The 16,618-nt window shown below is 60.0% G+C and carries 15 protein-coding genes; 8 read left to right on the forward strand and 7 right to left on the reverse strand.

The window, feature by feature from the left end; translation table 11 throughout:
* Positions 1–7 precede the first annotated feature (7 nt).
* On the forward strand, positions 8–1,456 hold the full coding sequence (locus tag R3F64_RS12630) for a TrkH family potassium uptake protein (protein WP_199284634.1): 1,449 nt from the start codon (positions 8–10) through the stop codon (positions 1,454–1,456).
* Positions 1,457–1,499: 43 nt separating this feature from the next.
* A complete protein-coding gene (locus R3F64_RS12635; protein ID WP_332611785.1) occupies positions 1,500–2,744 on the forward strand; it encodes a TraB/GumN family protein in 1,245 nt (414 codons plus the stop codon).
* Between the two features lie 57 nt (positions 2,745–2,801).
* Here R3F64_RS12635 and R3F64_RS12640 read toward each other — a convergent pair whose 3' ends face one another.
* Positions 2,802–3,572 (reverse strand): tRNA-uridine aminocarboxypropyltransferase, encoded by a 771-nt coding sequence (locus R3F64_RS12640; protein ID WP_264824537.1) that lies wholly within the window; start codon positions 3,570–3,572, stop codon positions 2,802–2,804.
* Between the two features lie 184 nt (positions 3,573–3,756).
* Here R3F64_RS12640 and bioB point away from each other — a divergent pair, with 184 nt between their 5' ends.
* Genes bioB through bioA form a run of 6 tightly spaced genes read left to right on the forward strand, consistent with a single transcriptional unit; the run spans position 3,757 to position 9,453 of the window.
* Positions 3,757–4,839 carry a biotin synthase BioB gene (gene bioB / locus R3F64_RS12645; protein ID WP_085918409.1) on the forward strand — a complete coding sequence of 361 codons (1,083 nt, stop codon included), beginning with the start codon at positions 3,757–3,759 and terminating at the stop codon, positions 4,837–4,839.
* Positions 4,826–5,983 carry an 8-amino-7-oxononanoate synthase gene (gene bioF, locus R3F64_RS12650; protein ID WP_332611789.1) on the forward strand — a complete coding sequence of 386 codons (1,158 nt, stop codon included), beginning with the start codon at positions 4,826–4,828 and terminating at the stop codon, positions 5,981–5,983. The genes bioB and bioF overlap by 14 nt, the downstream gene beginning before the upstream one ends.
* Positions 5,971–6,684 (forward strand): alpha/beta fold hydrolase, encoded by a 714-nt coding sequence (locus R3F64_RS12655; protein ID WP_332611791.1) that lies wholly within the window; start codon positions 5,971–5,973, stop codon positions 6,682–6,684. Before bioF ends, R3F64_RS12655 begins: the two co-directional genes overlap by 13 nt.
* The gene (locus R3F64_RS12660; protein WP_332611793.1) at positions 6,681–7,469 is read left to right on the forward strand and encodes a methyltransferase domain-containing protein; all 789 of its coding nucleotides are present in this window, start codon (positions 6,681–6,683) and stop codon (positions 7,467–7,469) included. The genes R3F64_RS12655 and R3F64_RS12660 overlap by 4 nt, the downstream gene beginning before the upstream one ends.
* The gene (bioD, locus tag R3F64_RS12665) at positions 7,466–8,173 is read left to right on the forward strand and encodes a dethiobiotin synthase (protein WP_332611795.1); all 708 of its coding nucleotides are present in this window, start codon (positions 7,466–7,468) and stop codon (positions 8,171–8,173) included. Before R3F64_RS12660 ends, bioD begins: the two co-directional genes overlap by 4 nt.
* Positions 8,170–9,453: an adenosylmethionine--8-amino-7-oxononanoate transaminase gene (gene bioA, locus R3F64_RS12670; RefSeq protein ID WP_332611797.1), complete on the forward strand. Its 1,284-nt coding sequence runs from the start codon at positions 8,170–8,172 to the stop codon at positions 9,451–9,453. Before bioD ends, bioA begins: the two co-directional genes overlap by 4 nt.
* Here the strand turns inward: bioA and R3F64_RS12675 are convergent.
* The 6 genes from R3F64_RS12675 to R3F64_RS12700 form a co-directional block, all read right to left on the reverse strand.
* Positions 9,439–10,152, reverse strand: a complete 714-nt coding sequence (locus R3F64_RS12675; RefSeq protein WP_085918403.1) for an SIR2 family NAD-dependent protein deacylase — start codon at positions 10,150–10,152, stop codon at positions 9,439–9,441. The two genes, bioA and R3F64_RS12675, sit on opposite strands and share 15 nt — an antisense overlap.
* Positions 10,153–10,186: 34 nt before the next feature.
* Positions 10,187–11,938: a bifunctional isocitrate dehydrogenase kinase/phosphatase gene (gene aceK / locus R3F64_RS12680; RefSeq protein ID WP_199284625.1), complete on the reverse strand. Its 1,752-nt coding sequence runs from the start codon at positions 11,936–11,938 to the stop codon at positions 10,187–10,189.
* Between the two features lie 86 nt (positions 11,939–12,024).
* Complete coding sequence (locus R3F64_RS12685) at positions 12,025–12,516, reverse strand: CIA30 family protein (RefSeq protein ID WP_332611800.1); 492 nt, start codon at positions 12,514–12,516, stop codon at positions 12,025–12,027.
* Between the two features lie 92 nt (positions 12,517–12,608).
* Positions 12,609–14,045, reverse strand: a complete 1,437-nt coding sequence (gene eat / locus R3F64_RS12690; protein WP_085918400.1) for an ethanolamine permease — start codon at positions 14,043–14,045, stop codon at positions 12,609–12,611.
* 151 nt (positions 14,046–14,196) lie between these two features.
* On the reverse strand, positions 14,197–15,033 hold the full coding sequence (eutC, locus tag R3F64_RS12695; RefSeq protein ID WP_085918399.1) for an ethanolamine ammonia-lyase subunit EutC: 837 nt from the start codon (positions 15,031–15,033) through the stop codon (positions 14,197–14,199).
* The gene (locus R3F64_RS12700) at positions 15,026–16,438 is read right to left on the reverse strand and encodes an ethanolamine ammonia-lyase subunit EutB (RefSeq protein ID WP_085918398.1); all 1,413 of its coding nucleotides are present in this window, start codon (positions 16,436–16,438) and stop codon (positions 15,026–15,028) included. The genes eutC and R3F64_RS12700 overlap by 8 nt, the downstream gene beginning before the upstream one ends.
* Positions 16,439–16,618 lie beyond the last annotated feature (180 nt).

Genomic DNA, 16,618 nt, shown 5'->3' on the forward strand with positions numbered 1-16,618 from the left:
AACAGCCATGAGCCTGAGGGTTATTCTACGAATCCTGGGGCTGCTGTTGATGCTCTTCAGCCTCACCATGCTCCCCCCCATGCTGATTTCCGTGTGGTTTCGCGACGGCGTTTGGGACGCCTTTATGATGGCCATGGCCATTACCGTGGCGACGGGGCTGTGTTTCTACTTACCCAACCGTCGCGCACAAAAAGAGCTGCGCGTGCGCGACGGCTTCATTATCGCCGCCATGTTCTGGACCGTGCTGGCCCTGTTCGGCTCGCTGCCCTTGATGCTGTTTGGCGATGAGGCGCTCGGTTTGACCGATGCGGTCTTCGAGTCTTTTTCGGGGCTGACCACCACGGGCGCGACGGTCATAACGGGAATCGACTTTCTGCCCGAATCGATTCTCTACTACCGCCAGCAGCTCCAATGGCTGGGCGGCATGGGGATCGTGGTTTTGGCCGTGGCGATTCTGCCCACACTTGGCGTTGGCGGCATGGCGCTTTACCGCACGGAAATACCCGGCCCTTTGAAAGATTCCAAGCTGACCCCGCGCATCACCGAAACTGCCAAGGCGCTGTGGTATATCTACGCCACGTTGACGGTGGCTTGCATGCTGGCCTATATGGCGGCTGGCATGAACTGGTTCGATGCGCTGGGGCACAGTTTTTCGACGGTAGCCATTGGCGGCTTTTCCACCCACGACGCCAGTATCGGCTATTTTGACAGCGCCGCGATCGAAATGATCAGCGTGGGCTTTATGCTGATTTCGGCGTTCAGCTTCAGCCTGCACTTTATCGCCTGGCGCGAAAAACGCCTGACACACTACTTCCAGGATCCGGAAGCCCGGTTTCTGATGCTGTTTCTTGCCGGGCTGACCACCATTACCGTAACCACCCTATGGCTGAGTAACACCTACAGCGATATCGACGTGCTACGCCATGCGCTGTTTGAGGTCGTCTCCGTTGCCACCACCGCCGGGTTTGCCGTGGCTGATTTCTCGGGCTGGCCGGGCGCCCTGCCTTTCCTGCTGTTTGTGGCGGCTTTTGTGGGGGGCTGCTCCGGCTCCACCGCAGGCGGGATGAAGGTCATCCGCATCATTCTGATCATGAAGCAGGGCATGCGCGAGGTCATGCGCTTGATCCATCCCAACGCCGTCATTGCCGTTAAAGTCGGTAAAGTCAGCGTGCCCGACAGTATCGCCCAGGCGGTGTGGGGCTTTTTCTCGGTCTATGTGCTGCTGTTTTTCTTGATGCTGGTAGGCGTCATGGCCACAGGGGTGGATCAGGTCACCGCCTGGTCAACCGTGGGCTCTGCCTTGAACAATCTGGGACCGGCACTTGGCGAAGCCAGCAGCCACTATGGCGATATGCCCGGTATCGCGAAATGGATTCTGGTGTTTGCCATGCTGCTGGGCCGTTTGGAAATTTTCACCGTGCTGGTACTGTTTACGCCTGCCTTCTGGCGGCGCTAACCCACCACCGCTGCCTGCTTATTTATTGAATCGAGACGTTGTCATGACCCAGGAAGACGTTACATCAACAGTGCCCGACAGCGACGCACTGCCCGCGACCAGCGGCCCGATAAACGTGATTACGGTGGGCGATACCCGCTACACGCTGCTAGGCACCGCGCACGTCTCGGAAGAGAGCGCCAACGACGTGCGCCAGTTGATTGACACCGGCCGCTTTGACGCCGTTGCCATTGAGCTGTGCGATGCCCGACACCACAGCATGGCGAACCCTGACGCCATGGGAGAGCAGGACCTCTTCCAGGTATTCAAGCAAGGCAAGGCCGGCATGGTCGCCGCCAGCCTCGCTCTGGGGGCGTTTCAACAACGTATTGCCGACCAATCGGGCATTCAGCCCGGGGCTGAAATGAGAGCCGCCGTCGAGGCATGCAAGGCAAAACAGCTACCGTTGCTGCTGGTCGACCGTGACGTCGGTATCACGCTCAGGCGCATTTACCGCAATGTGCCCTGGTGGCAGCGCTTCTCGCTGTTTACCGGCTTGATCGGCAGCGTGCTATCGCGGGAAGACGTCTCGAAGGAAGATATCGAGAAGCTCAAGGAAGGCGATATGCTCGAAGCCACGTTCAGCGAATTTGCCGCCCAGTCGGAAGCGCTTTATAACCCGCTGATCCGCGAGCGCGACCGCTATATGGCGCTGCGCCTTGCCGAAGAAACGCCTTCAGGGGGTTACCGAAACGTGCTGGTGGTGCTGGGCGCCGGTCATTTGAAGGGCACCGTCGAGCATCTTGAAGCGCCGCTGCCCGCCAACCCTGGCGAAGAAATCGCCACCCTGGAGGCCACCCCGCCGCCGTCTAAAATTTGGAAACTGGTTCCCTGGCTGATTACCGCTCTGGTATTGGTCGGTTTTGCCATTGGCTTCTCGCGCAACACCGACCTGGGCTGGCAGCTTGTCACCGAATGGTTTTTGATCAACGGGGTTTTATCTGCCGGCGCCACCATCGCCGCTCTAGCCCACCCGGTCACCGTGATCGCCACCTTCTTTGCCGCACCGCTGACGTCGCTAAACCCGACGATTGGCGCCGGGTTTGTGGCCGCCGGGGTCGAGCTTTACATGCGCAAGCCCAAGGTGCGCGACTTTGCCACCCTGCGCAACGATGTGGTGAACCTGAAAGGCTGGTGGAAAAACCGTGTGTCGCGCACGCTGCTGGTATTTATTCTCGCCACGCTCGGTTCAGCGGTGGGTACCTGGGTAGCCGGTTTCAGAATCGCCGGTACGCTGTTTGGCGGCTAGCAGCCTGTCGGGCTTGACCGACCGTCGCGAGAAGCATGGATTCGCAGTAGATCAGTGTTAAGTCCGACAGGCTGCTAAGCGCTGCATCGCCGCCGTCGGCGGGTCGATCTTGTGATACGACCGGCTCGCCGCATAGCTATCGTTGAACACCTCAAAGTAATCATCCAGCACCTCCGCAGCGGAGGTGTCTCCACCCTGCCGCAGCAGCTCGATAGCCACTTCGGCGGTGCAAAGATGCGCTTTGGAGGCAGGCTTGCGCAGACGGTAGCGGGTCTCCCGCTCGGTGCGCAGCGGCAGCACTGGCAACGCATCAAGGTAGGGGCTTTTTCGGAAAATTCGCCGTGCCTGGCGCCAGGTGCCGTCCAGCAGTATATACACCGGAATCTTGCCGCTTTGCCTTGCGTCACTCACCGCCGCCAACGACACCACGCGGTCAGCATAGTCGGGCTGATCATCGGGAAATATTACAAAGGGCGCGTAGCGCGGGTCGTCCAGCAGCGCCATCAACTGCTCATCGGGCGCCGTGCGATACCAGGTAAACACCTTGGTTTGCGACAGCACGTCGCCGATCAGGCGACCCGTGTTGGTTGGCTTATAGTGCTCCAGAGGATGGGTCAGCAACCACACCTGGGCATGGCTTTCGGCCTTGACCTGATAGGGGCAGAGGCAATTGAGCTCAGGCAGGTTACAGCCCTCACAGCGTCTGACAAAGCTGCCCCGCGCCTTGAATTCCCGCCTGGGCGGACGCGGATGCCCCGTCGCCGGATCTCTCTCGACGTTTGGGCTGACGGCATCAGCATTGTGCGTACCGGACTCAGAGACTGACATCTGCGCTCCCACGATTGGCAAGGGGCGCCGAGTATAAAGCAGGTCCCCACGCAAAACGAACCCCTCTCAGCTGGATCCCTCCCCCTATGCTCGCCGCTGTAAACCTGGATATTCTTCTTAGTTGACACCTGAGCCGGGTCGCCGATAAAGTCTCGTCAACTTTCAAAAGAATATAGGTTTACCCGTGACCGCCACTGCCGCCAATACCCCGACTGACGCCGCCCGCCACGACTGGACGCTGGACGAGATCAACGCGCTGTTTGCGCTGCCCTTCAATGACCTGCTGTTCCGAGCCCAGCAGGTGCATCGCGCGCATTTCGACGCCAATGCGGTGCAGATTTCGACCCTGCTGTCGATCAAGACCGGCGCCTGCCCGGAAGATTGCAAGTACTGCCCCCAGTCCGGCCACTACAATACCCAGTTGGAAAAAGAGAAGCTGCTGGAAGTTGAAAAAGTGGTCGAACAGGCCAAGGCGGCCAAAGAAGCGGGCGCCAGTCGTTTCTGCATGGGCGCGGCGTGGCGAAGCCCGCGGGATAAGGATCTGGTGCTGGTGGAAGAGATGGTCCGCCAGGTCAAAGCCCTGGGCCTGGAAACCTGCATGACACTGGGCATGGTCGATAGTGATCAGGCTAGCCGCCTGGCTACGGCGGGGCTCGATTACTACAACCATAATCTGGACACCTCGCCCGACTATTACGGCGAGATCATCACCACCCGCACCTTTGGCGACCGGCTGGATACCCTGGCCACCGTGCGCGAGGCGGGCATGAAAGTCTGCTCCGGCGGTATTCTCGGCATGGGTGAAGACGCCCAGGATCGTAGCGCCCTGTTGCAGCAGTTGGCCAGGCTGTCCCCGCACCCCGAGTCTGTCCCCATTAACATGCTGGTCAAGGTGCCCGGCACGCCGCTGGAAAACGTTGAGGATCTGGATCCTATCGAGTTTATCCGTGCTATTGCCGTGGCGCGCATCATGATGCCCCAAAGCCACGTGCGTCTCTCTGCCGGTCGCGAGCAAATGAGCGAATCGACCCAAGCGCTGGCGTTCCTGGCGGGTGCCAACTCGATCTTCTACGGCGACACATTGCTGACCACCGGCAACCCTCAAGCCGAAATCGACCGTGCGCTCTTCGACAAGCTCGGCCTTCATCCGGAGCGCCGGGAAACCTGCGAAGATGACGCGACTCACGCTCAACGCCTGGCACAGCAGGCCGAGCAACACGCCCGCGCAGAGCGCGTGGCCGAGCTGGCGGTCGATGCCAGTGTCTGACGCGTGGCATCAGCGTTTAGCCCAGGCCCGCTTGAGCCGCCAGCAGACCCAACGCTGGCGGACCAGAGGAGTCGTGGCAGCGGGTACGCTCGACTTTGCCGGTAACGACTACCTGGGCCTGGCCCAGGACCCTCGCGTCAGCGAGGCCCAGGCGGAAGGCGCGCGCCGATTCGGATCCGGCGCCGGCGCATCGCATCTGGTCAGCGGCCATCTGGAGATTCACGAGGCCCTGGAGAACGCTTTGGCACGCTGGACGGGCCGGCAGCGCGCCCTGCTATTTTCCACTGGCTATATGGCCAACCTTGGCGTTTTGCAGGCGTTAGCCAACGCCGACACGGCAATATTTCAGGACCGTCTCAACCATGCCTCTCTCCTGGATGGTGCCACACTCAGCGGCGCCCGTTCTCGGCGTTTTCATCACCGCGACGCCAACGACCTGAACCGCCTGATGGATCGCAGTCAGTGCTCGCATAAGCTTGTGGTCAGCGACGGCGTGTTCAGCATGGATGGCGATGGGGCGGATATTGCCACGCTGGCCCAGGTGAGCCAGCGACACCGCGCCTGGCTGATGATCGACGATGCCCATGGTATCGGCGTGCTGGGCGATAATGGCAGCGGTTGTGTGGGCACTCGTTGGGGCAGCGCTGATGTACCTGTCCTGGTCGGCACCCTGGGCAAAGCGCTCGGCACCGCCGGTGCCTTTGTCGCCGGGGATGCCGCGCTGATCGAGCATATCACCCAGTTTGCCCGCAGCTATGTGTACACCACCGCCCAGCCACCCAGCATTGCCGCCGCGACGCTTAAAGCACTGGAGATCGTTCAGGGTGAACCCGAACACCGCGACCACCTCAACGCCAACATCGCCTACTTCCGCCGCGGGGCGTTGCAACTTGGGCTGCCGCTGAGCACATCGACAACCCCGATTCAGCCACTGCTGCTGGGCAGCGAAGATCGTACCCTCGGCTGGGCGGCAACGCTTGCCAAACATGGCTTACAGGTCGGCGCGATTCGCCCTCCCACGGTGCCCAACGGTGAGGCGCGTCTACGTATCACACTTAGCGCCCGCCATGGCCGCCGCGACATTGATCGTTTGCTGGAAGGTTTAAACGCCTGCCAGCGTGCGGAGGCTACTTGTCACGCTTAGTGTTGTTATCGGGTTGGGGGGTGGACCGGCGCATCTGGCAGACGCTTGAGGGCTATTGGCCTGCGCCTATTGAAGCCCTCGCCATTGACTGGCCGGGCTACGGCGATACGCCTGCCCTTCCCGACAACGCCACGCTGGATCAGTTGGCCAGCACCATGGCCAAGCAATTGCCCAGCGACGCCATTTGGGTCGGCTGGTCACTGGGTGGGCTATTGGCGGCAGCGCTGCTTGATCACCTCCCGCCGCCGCGGGGCCTCATATTGCTCGGCGCAAGCGAGCGGTTTTATAGCGATGATGGCGTTACTCCATCAGAACTTGCCAGTTTTCGTCGCGCCTTTGCCCGTGACCCCAATGCCACCTGGCGACACTTTTTACGCTGGCAAGCGCGAGGCGAGCCCAACGCCCGCCAGGCCCATCAACAGCTGCGCGGGCTACTGGGTGATCTCCCCGACGCGAACCACCGCGTGCTCGCCCAGGGGCTTGACTGGCTTGCCACTCTCGATAATGCCCAAGGTTTACATCAAGCTCCTTGCCCGGTCATGCGCCTGATCGGTGAGAACGACCCACTGGTCGGCAGCCTGGCCCGCGAAAAGGCATCAATACTTGCCCATGCCGGGCATTGCCCCATGCTTTCCCAGCCTGCCCAGTTGGCTGAATCACTGGCAGCAAAGGCGATGCTTGCCGTCAAGGAGCGACCATGAGCACGACTGCCACTTCACCGCCCCCAACCAACTGGCAAGCCAGCGTCGCGCATGCGTTTTCCCGCGCAGCCCCTCGCTACGACGCGCTGGCCAACGCCCAGCGACATATCGGCGAAACGCTCTGGTCCACCTTACCTGATACCGCTGGGCTGAGACTTTTGGATATGGGCTGCGGCACCGGTTACTGGACCCAGCGGCTTGCCGTGCGCTACCCCAATGCTCGCATTACCGGGCTGGATATTGCGCCCGGCATGCTCGCCGAAGCCCAGGCCCGCTTCGGCAACCATATTCGTTGGCAGTTGGGCAACGCCGAGTCGCTCCCCTTTGCCGCCGAAACGTTTGACCTGGTGTTTTCCAACCTGGCAATTCAGTGGTGTCGCGATATCGGCGCGGTGATGAACGATCTCCACCGGGTGCTTGCCCCCGGGGGCCAGGCACATCTCACGACACTACTGCCCGGGACGCTGGCCGAAGTCGCCCATGCCTGGCAGCGCCCGGAGGCGCTATTGCAGACGCCCGACCGGAATGAACTGGCGCGCGCCATTGATCACAGCGGCCTGACGCCCATTCATCAGCATGTCGAGCGACGCACTTTCCACTACCCTGACCTGAACGCCGTGATGGCCTCCATCAAGGGCGTCGGCGCGCAGGTCTCAAGGCCCAACGCCCGGCTGACCCGTCGCGAATTGAAGGCAGCCCGCGAGCGTTTTGAAACGCTCCGTGAGCCCCCAGGCCTGCCGGTGAGCTACCAGTGTTTTACCCTGCAATTGGAAAAACCGCTATGAGCGTATTCTTCGTTACCGGCACCGACACCGATGCCGGCAAAACGCTGGTGACCAGCACACTGCTAGCAACGGCCAGTGCTCAGGGACTCACCACGCTGGGCTTGAAGCCGATCGCCTCGGGCAGTCGTGTCACGCCCGAGGGGCTGCGCAACAGTGATGCCCTGGCACTGCAGGTGCAAAGCATGCCGCCGGTGAGTTATGCAACGGTCAACCCCTGGGCCTTTGAGCCCGCCATTGCGCCGCACTTAGCCGCCAGCGAGGCGGGGCAAGTGCTTAAAGTCAGCAATATGGTGGCGACACTTGGCACCACCCTTGCACAAACGCCGCGGGACCTGACCCTGATCGAGGGCGCGGGCGGTTGGCGGGTACCGCTCAACGACCGCGAGGATATTTGCGATCTTCCCCATGCCATGCACCTGCCGGTGATTCTTGTGGTCGGCCTGAAGCTGGGCTGCCTCAACCATGCCAGACTCAGCGCCGAAGCCATTGCCGCCGACGGGCTAACGCTTGCGGGCTGGGTGGGCAGCGTGGTCGACCCGGACTTTGCCGCTGAGTCGGCCCGCTTTGCTGACAACCTTGACGTGCTCAAGCGAACCTTACCGGCCCCCTGCCTGGGTGTTATCCCGTATCTCGAAGCGCCTTCGCCTGAAGCTGCAAAGCCCTACCTTTCCCTGCCGCCGTTACCCACACTGGAGACCCTATGACCTCGCCTGTCTGGCATCCCTATGCGGATCTCAAGCATCAATCGCCTGCGCCCAAAGTGGTGGGCGGTGACGGCGCTCACTTTGTACTTGAGAGCGGTGAACGCTTGCTGGATGCCACCTGTTCCTGGTGGTGCATGATTCACGGCTACGGCCACCCGCGCCTGGTGGCGGCCATCCGCGAGCAGGCCGGTGAGCTTTGCCACGTGATGCTCGGTGGCCTCACCCATGAGCCCGCCGACCGCCTGGCCCGCGAGCTGGTACGCATTACGCCCACCGGCCTTGACCATGTGTTCTACTCCGACAGTGGCTCGGTGGGCATGGAAGTGGCGATGAAAATGGCCTTGCAGTACCAGGTACTCACCGGCAATCCCGGCAAGCGCAGAATGCTCTCGCTGATGAAGGCTTATCATGGCGATACCACTGGCTGCATGGCGGTATGCGACCCGGAAGAAGGCATGCACGGGCTGTTTACAGGGCTGCTACCCCGGCACTATTTTGCCCCGGCGCCCACCGCCCCTTATGACGCCACTCCCGAGCAGGTAGAACACGACCTGAGCGCCCTGCGTGAGGTGCTTGAACGCCACCATGATGAGATCGCCGCGCTGCTGATGGAGCCGCTGTTGCAAGCCGCTGGCGGGCTCAATATGACCTCGCCGGACTACCTGCGCGGCGCGCGGGCGCTATGTGATGAATTTGGGGTACTGCTGATCTTTGACGAAGTGGCCACTGGCTTCGGCCGCACCGGCAAGCTGTTCGCCGCTGACCACGCAGACATCACGCCGGACATCATGGTGCTCTCCAAAGGCTTGACCGGCGGTTACCTGGGCCACGCCGCTACGCTTGCTACAAACCGTGTGCACGACGCCTTTATCGGCGACAGCGAGCACCACGCCTTTATGCACGGACCGACGTTCATGGGCAACCCGCTGGCCTGTCGCGTGGCGCTGGAAAGCCTGCGGGTATTCGAGGAAGAGGATTACCTTGGCAAGATCGCCACGCTCAACCAATTACTGCGCCGCGAGCTGCTGGAAGACCCCGCGCTCAACGCGCATCCAGCGGTGGCCGACGTCCGGGTCCTCGGCGCCACGGCGGTGATCGAAGCCCACTCCGCTGAAGCACTGAAAGGCGTTGCAGGCTTCGCCCGCGAACGCGGCGTCTGGTTGCGCCCCATCGGCCGCTGGCTTTACACCATGCCCGCCTACATTACCTCTGAAAAGGAGATGGTACAGGTCACCGACGTCATGAAGGCGTGGTTTTTGGAAAGCTCAGGGCAACATTAGATTGCCCTGCTTGCGCCACTGGTTGACCAGCGCGGGCACACCTTCACCGGCGGTGGTGTTAATCGCCAGCACGCCCGGCGGGGTTAACGCATCTGCATCGGGGTCGACCAGCGCGCAGGGCGTCTCCAGCTCGATGTAGGACAGCAGCGACGCGGCAGGCATCACGGCAAGCGATGTGCCCACTACCAGGAAAAAATCCGCTTGGCTTGCGATCTCGCAGGCATCTTCAAACAGCGGTACCGATTCGCCAAACCAGACAACGTCCGGGCGTAACTGGCTGCCCTTGTCGCAGATATCGCCCAGCTCAATGCCACCTTTGGGCAGCGGATAACGCAGCCGTGGATCCACCGAGGACCGCGCCTTCAGGATTTCTCCATGCAGGTGCAATACATGGCGCGACCCCGCGCGCTCGTGGAGATCATCAATGTTTTGGGTAATCACGCTGACCTTGAAGCCCTCCTGCTCAAGCACCGCCAGCGCTTTATGGGCAGCATTCGGTTTGGCGCGGCGAATCTGTTCCCGGCGCTGATTATAAAACCCCAGCACCCGCTCGGGGTCATGCCGCCAACCTTCCGGCGTCGCCACCTCCTCTACTGGATGCTCTTCCCACAGGCCGTCGCTGGCGCGGAAGGTTTTTATTCCACTCTCGACGCTGATACCTGAACCTGTGAATACCACCAAGTGTGGGGCGTCTGCCATAGTGTCCTCGTCGTGATTGACTAGTGTGTTCTTTCTAATATACCAGCTGGCCCACGGTACCCGCGAAACGCTGCTTGTTGCGATACGGATAGACATCAATGACCCGGCCATCGCGAATCGCTTTTTGTACTTCCAGCCAGTAGTCGGGGTCGAAGAGCTCGGGGTGTTGGTCCATGAACATATCGCGCAGCACTTTATTGGCAAACATGAAGGGGCCAAACTCCTCGGGAAAAATATCGTTGGGGCCGATCGATAAGCTGGATGCATCAACCCCCTGGCCTTTCGGCATGTGCCGAAACCGGCACTCGGTGATGTAGCACACCTCATCGTAATCGTAAAAAATCACCCGACCGTGACGGGTCACCCCAAAATTCTTGAGCAGCATATCCCCGGGAAAAATATTCGCCGCTGCCATTTGCTTGATGGCATTGCCATAATCCTTGAGCACCGTGGCCCGCTCGTCCTCGCTGCACTCCTCCAGGTAAATATTCAGTGGCGTCATCATGCGCTCGGTATAGCAGTGCTTGATGATGACCTTGTCGTCCTTTAGCGAGACCGTCGAGGGCGCCACTTCCAGCAGATGTTCCAGGCACGCCGGATCGAAATGATCCTTGCGCACGATGAAGTTGGAGAACTCCTGGGTATCCGCCATACGGCCGACCCGGTCGTGCCGTTTGACCAGCCGATACTTCTCGCGCACCACGGCGTGGGTCACGTCTTTGGCCGGATCGAACTTGTCTTTGATGATCTTGAATACCGTACGGAAGGTAGGCAGCACGAACACCGCCATCACCATGCCGCGCACCCCGGGGGCAATGATAAACTGGTCCTCGCGCTTGGCCACCTGCTGATTGAGCGCCCGGAAAAACTCGGTCTTGCCATGCTTGAAAAAACCGATGGCGGCGTAGAGCTCTCCCGCCGGCTTGTGGGGCATCAGCTGTTTCAGGTACTGAACGAACTCCCCTGGTACCGGCACATCCACCTGAAAATAGGCCCGGGTAAACGAGAAGATGATCGAGACTTCATCGGTTTCCGTCAGCACCGTATCCAGATGAAGGCAAGGGTCGCCGCCCTGCTGCTCGCCAAAGCCCTCGCCGTGGAGGATCGGCAACACCAGCGGCACCTGCTCGCCGCCGCCCAGGATACGACCGACCAGATAAGCCCCTTTGTTGCGATAGAACACACTTTTCAAAAGCTCGACCTGAGCATCGTCGGCCTGCCATATCGCCGCGGGCAGTTGGGCTTCCAGTAACGCTGTCCCAAGCTCGACATCCAGTTCCAGATCGGCAAAGGGGTTATCGAACGGAGCTTCTTCCAGCGCCCACCTCAGGGCACTTGGCCAGTCAGCATTCACCGGGCAGCGACGGCACAACTCAATGCCTGAGCGATGCGCGGCATCCTCCCGCGAGCTGTACACGAACATCCATTCATTGCGGATGTGGCGATGCTGGAAAATCGAGCAGAAAAGTGAGTTGAAGAAGGTTTCGGCCAATTCGTAATCGAGCCGCTGGCTGATCAATTCCGCATAGTGGTGACGCGCTTCGCCCCAGGTTTCACAATGAACCAGTACATCTTGAGGGAAAGTACGCCGCAAACGCCCGAGGGTATCTTCCACCTTTTCGCCGTAGAGATTGATACGCGCCGCCGAAGCCTGCTGGGCATCGCGCCATGCCGCCTCGCGAAAGCGGCGGCTGGCGTCGAAGGTAATCTGTTTGAAGCGCGCACGGTACTCGTCAAAGCCGTGCAGAATAGTGGCCGCTAGGCGATACGCGGGAGATAGTTTCACAGGCTGGCCTCCAGTCGATTTTAGCTAGCGTTACCCAACGGCAAACTACATACGAGGCGACCTTGGTGGAAACCCCAGCGCTTGGGTCATAACGATTGCATATATTGCAATCGCAAACAGAAGGATCCGGCGGTGCGATCGGCAATTAAAAACCCCACCTGAGTAATATCTGCGGGAGCGATAGGTGGTGCGTCAGTCAGTCGCTTGCCCCGGCGGACGGCCTCGAAAGCCTCCCATGAAAAGTAAAAGGTTTCCCAACTATCCTGGGCAGGGGTAAATTTAACCCGGTAAGCGGACGCATCGCCCAGGGAGTTACTTTTAAGGCGCAGTTGATAGGTGCGTCCATCGCCGCGCACGGTTAGCGTTATGCCACGGGCATCCGCCAGCGTTGATTCAAAATCGTGGGGCTCGCGGCGAACGGAGGCAAAACCGCCGCCGTTTTCCAGCGATACCTCGCCATGAAAGCGCCCCTCACCATCAACAACACTGAACTGACTCCGGGATTGGCCGCCCATCACGCCATCATCGACGGCGTACCAGCGCTGCTGTTCACTGGGATCATTAAAGGTCAGCGTCATACGATCACCTCTCAACGGCTCGTGAGTAAGAAAAAGCCCCTGGCGTCGTACCGCCAGGGGCCTTGGTTACAGTAGCTTAATCGCTGGTTTGCTTACAGCTTGGCAGCAGCCACCGGTGCGGGTTCGTCTGCGTCCAGTTCCTCAGGTGATGCGGATACCAGCGCAAATTCCTCCTCCGCGGTTTTCGCGACCAGATGATTTTTACTGTAGAGGAAATAGTAGGCCGCCCCGGCAATGAAGAGCACAATGGTGTAGTTGAACGCGCGGGGATCGAAGGCGTATACGCCAGTGAGCGCCACCAGCGAGAGCACCAATGCAATGCCCGAGGTCACTACGCCGCCAGGGGTTTTATAAGGCCGCGGCAGATCCGGTTGTTTGACTCGCAGCATGATATGGCTCAGCGCCATCAGCGCGTAAGAGATTGTCGCTCCCACCACTGCCATGCCAAGAATCAGATCGCCTTCGCCGCTGAGTGACACCAAGAAGCCAAACACACCGGGCACAATCAGCGCCAGATAGGGCACTTTGCGTTCGCTGGTAAGCGATAGCGGTTTAGGAATATAGCCTGCACGGGAAAGCGCGAATACCAGACGGCTATAGCCGTAGATAATCGAGAAGAAGGAAGCGATCAGACCGGCCAGTCCCAATATGTTAACCAGGGTGGCAAGCATTGGGTTGCCCGCTGCATTCAGGGCATCGACCAGTGGCACCCCGCTTTGGCCGATCATCTCGGCGCCCGCCGCACCGGCGAGCAGCACCACGACCAACAAGGCGGTGAACAGCAGAAACAGCATCGCGCCGATAATACCCTTGGGCATATCCCGAGCGGGGTCTTTGGCTTCCTCCGCTGCCAGCGGCACACCTTCCACCGCCAGGAACAGCCACATGCCGAAGGGCAGCGCCGCCCAGATACCGTACCAGCCAAACGGCATAAAGGTACTCGCGCCCGCCGCATCGGTGGGGGCGATATCAAACAGGTTGGCGGCGTCAAAATTGCCGATCAGCGCCACGGCGGTGGCAATGATGGCGAACACCGCCAAGCCGCTGATCACCATCATGACCTTCAGCGCTTCACCCACCCCGGCCAGGTGAATACCGATAAACACGGCGTAAAACAGCAGATACACCAGCGGACCGTTAATGCCCAGTAATGACTCCACCGCGGCACCGATGAAAATCACGATCGCCGCCGGGGCCAGAGCGTATTCGATCAATACCGCAAGCCCGGTGAGATAACCACCGGCCGGCCCCATGGCCTGGCGGGCAAAGCTGTAACCGCCACCCGCTGCGGGTATCGCGGCGGACATTTCCGCAAGCGATAACACCAGCGCAAGATACATCAACGCCATCAAGCAGGCGGCAATCGCAAAACCACCCCAGCCCGCTTCGCCGATACCGAAGTTCCAGCCTGCAAAGTCACCGGAAATAACATAGGAAACCCCTAACCCCGCCAGCAGCATCCAGCCGGCGGTGCCTTTACGCAGTTGACGTTTTGCCAAATACGCCTGATCAACTGATGGTTGTGTCATCGTTTTGCCCTCATGGTGTGGAACGAAAGTGTCGTCAGCGGCGTGCTTTGCTATGTGCTGCTTACTGCGTTCCATATTGTTATTGGAGAATGATTACGTCGTTGTTGTGATACGTCTGCTGTTATACGGCTGCTGCCGTTCGTCAAGGTCGTTAATCAGCGACCAGAAAGTTGCGTATTGAACCCGATGCGGCGTCACCTTCCAGCACATCGTCTTCACTACGATCTTTCAACTTAACCCCCGACACCTTGAGCTGACGGGCCTCTTTAAAAAGTAGAAAGAAGCGCCGGGCGGCCTCCTCGATCTGCAAACCCGCCGGGCGCACGTTGGAAATACAGTTACGCCGGTCATCTTTTAGTCCCGGTTCCGGCGCCCAGGTCATATACAATCCCAGGCTATCCGGCGAGCTTAACCCTGGCCGTTCACCGATCATCACCAGAACGGCGTCAGCGTTCAGTAGCGCACCAATCTCATCGCCAATCGCCACCCGCCCCTGCTCGACAATGGTCAACGGCGCTAGCTGCCAATCCGCAACATCGCTGTTGAACATCTGATACAGCGTGCTGAGAAACGGCACGCTGTTCTGCTGCACGGCCAGCGCAGAGAGTCCATCGACAATCACTACCGCGAGGTCATAGCGCTGCTGAGAGGCGGCGGTCTGCTGTAATTGCGCACGGGTCTCATCGTTGAGACGGCGGCCATAGTCAGGCCGCTGCAGATACATGGCGCGATCCTGGGCATGGCTATGTAAGCGTATGGGCGCCTCTGACACCTCAGGTGTGGTTGTTAACTCAGTGGCAAGCGCATCAACATCCAGCGGGGTATGAACGGCGTCCTGGGCCTGCGCGTGGGCGAGCTGAAAGGCCAGCAGCTTGCTGGTCGGCAGGCTGACACCCGCGCGCCCCAGTCCAATTCGCGCGTCGGTAAACGCATTCAGGCGCTCCCAGGGGTTGTCGACGACGATGGGCGCTGTCGGCTTATCAACCATGTCGCGGCTCCTGTGGCAGGTGGCGCAGGCTATTGGCAAAGGCGGCAGGCAACTGGTCGTTGAGCCGGTGGGTGCTGACATCCTGGAAAATCTGCATGTCTTCAAGCCAGCGCTCGAACTCCGGCGCCGCTTTTAGCCCCAGCACCCGCCGCGCGTAGAGCGCGTCGTGAAAGGAGGTGGTCTGGTAATTGAGCATAATGTCGTCAGAACCGGGGATGCCCATGATGAAGTTGCAGCCCGCCACGCCGAGCAGCGTGAGCAGGTTATCCATATCGTTCTGGTCGGCCTCGGCGTGGTTGGTATAGCAAACGTCGCAGCCCATGGGCACGCCCAGCAACTTGCCGCAGAAGTGGTCTTCCAACCCCGCCCGGGTGATCTCCTTGCCGTCGAACAGGTATTCAGGGCCGATAAAGCCCACCACGGTATTGACCAACAGCGGATTAAACTTGCGGGCCACCGCGTAGGCGCGGGCCTCGCAGGTTTGCTGGTCAAGCCCGTGATGGGCATCGGCGGAGAGCGAGCTGCCCTGGCCGGTTTCAAAATACATCACGTTGCGCCCCACCGTGCCGCGGTTAAGCGACTGCGCCGCCGCTTCCGCTTCCGCCAGGGTGCTCAAGTCAAAACCAAAGCTGCGGTTAGTCGCCTCGGTGCCGCCTATTGACTGAAACACCAAATCAACCGGGGCACCCTGCTCAATCGCCTCCAGCGTATTGGTGACGTGGGTAAGCACGCAGGACTGGGTAGGGATCTGATATTTCTGAATGACTTCGTCCATCAGGCGCATCAGCTTGACGCTCTGGGCGACGTTATCAGTGGCCGGATTGATGCCGATCACCGCGTCGCCGCTGCCGTAGAGCAGCCCGTCGAGAATACTGGCGGCAATGCCGGTGACATCGTCGGTGGGGTGGTTTGGCTGGAGCCTTGTCGAGAGCCGACCCGGCAGGCCGATGGTGTTACGAAAAGCCGTGGTGACCCGGCACTTTTTGGCGACCAGAATCAGATCCTGGTTGCGCATCAGCTTGCTGACAGCGGCGGCCATTTCAGGAGTAATGCCTGCGCGTACTTCTGTCAGTACCTCACTGGTGGCGTGGTCGGAGAGCAGCCAGTTGCGAAAGTCGCCCACGGTCAGGTGACTGATAGGCGCGAAAGCGTCGGCGTTGTGGTCATCGACAATCAGCCGGGTGATTTCGTCCTCTTCATAGGGGACCAACGCCTCGTTCAAAAAGGTGGTGAGTGGCAGCTCGGCCAACACCATTTGGGCAACTACGCGCTCTTCGGCACTCTCCGCCATCACCCCGGCCAAGCGATCACCGGAACGGGGCGGCGTGGCTTTGGCCATCAACTCGGCCAGGCTTGCAAAGCGGTAGCTGCGGCTCCCCACCGTGGAGTGATAGGCTTGTGCCATAAAGCGTTCCTTTTGGCGGAATGAGGCGCTATAAAAAAGCGCCAAGGTACAATACTTGCTTGTTTCTACCTTAGCGCTAACCCTTAATGGGAAGTATCGAGTTTTGGCAAACTCACCACACTCTCGATAATCCAAACAAAAACAAACAGGTACGTAAAAAACAGGGCAATTAACGTCCTT

This window comes from Halomonas sp. 5021 (assembly GCF_036663435.1).
Classification (GTDB): domain Bacteria; phylum Pseudomonadota; class Gammaproteobacteria; order Pseudomonadales; family Halomonadaceae; genus Vreelandella; species Vreelandella janggokensis.

Coding starts and splice junctions, on each gene's coding strand:
- eutC (WP_085918399.1), bottom strand. CDS start 15,033: ATGGTTGATAAGCCGACAGCGCCCATCGTCGTCGACAACCCCTGGGAG.
- bioF (WP_332611789.1), top strand. CDS start 4,826: ATGCCAGTGTCTGACGCGTGGCATCAGCGTTTAGCCCAGGCCCGCTTG.
- R3F64_RS12640 (WP_264824537.1), bottom strand. CDS start 3,572: ATGTCAGTCTCTGAGTCCGGTACGCACAATGCTGATGCCGTCAGCCCA.
- eat (WP_085918400.1), bottom strand. CDS start 14,045: ATGACACAACCATCAGTTGATCAGGCGTATTTGGCAAAACGTCAACTG.
- bioA (WP_332611797.1), top strand. CDS start 8,170: ATGACCTCGCCTGTCTGGCATCCCTATGCGGATCTCAAGCATCAATCG.
- bioD (WP_332611795.1), top strand. CDS start 7,466: ATGAGCGTATTCTTCGTTACCGGCACCGACACCGATGCCGGCAAAACG.
- R3F64_RS12700 (WP_085918398.1), bottom strand. CDS start 16,438: ATGGCACAAGCCTATCACTCCACGGTGGGGAGCCGCAGCTACCGCTTT.
- R3F64_RS12675 (WP_085918403.1), bottom strand. CDS start 10,152: ATGGCAGACGCCCCACACTTGGTGGTATTCACAGGTTCAGGTATCAGC.
- R3F64_RS12660 (WP_332611793.1), top strand. CDS start 6,681: ATGAGCACGACTGCCACTTCACCGCCCCCAACCAACTGGCAAGCCAGC.
- R3F64_RS12635 (WP_332611785.1), top strand. CDS start 1,500: ATGACCCAGGAAGACGTTACATCAACAGTGCCCGACAGCGACGCACTG.
- R3F64_RS12685 (WP_332611800.1), bottom strand. CDS start 12,516: ATGACGCTGACCTTTAATGATCCCAGTGAACAGCAGCGCTGGTACGCC.
- R3F64_RS12630 (WP_199284634.1), top strand. CDS start 8: ATGAGCCTGAGGGTTATTCTACGAATCCTGGGGCTGCTGTTGATGCTC.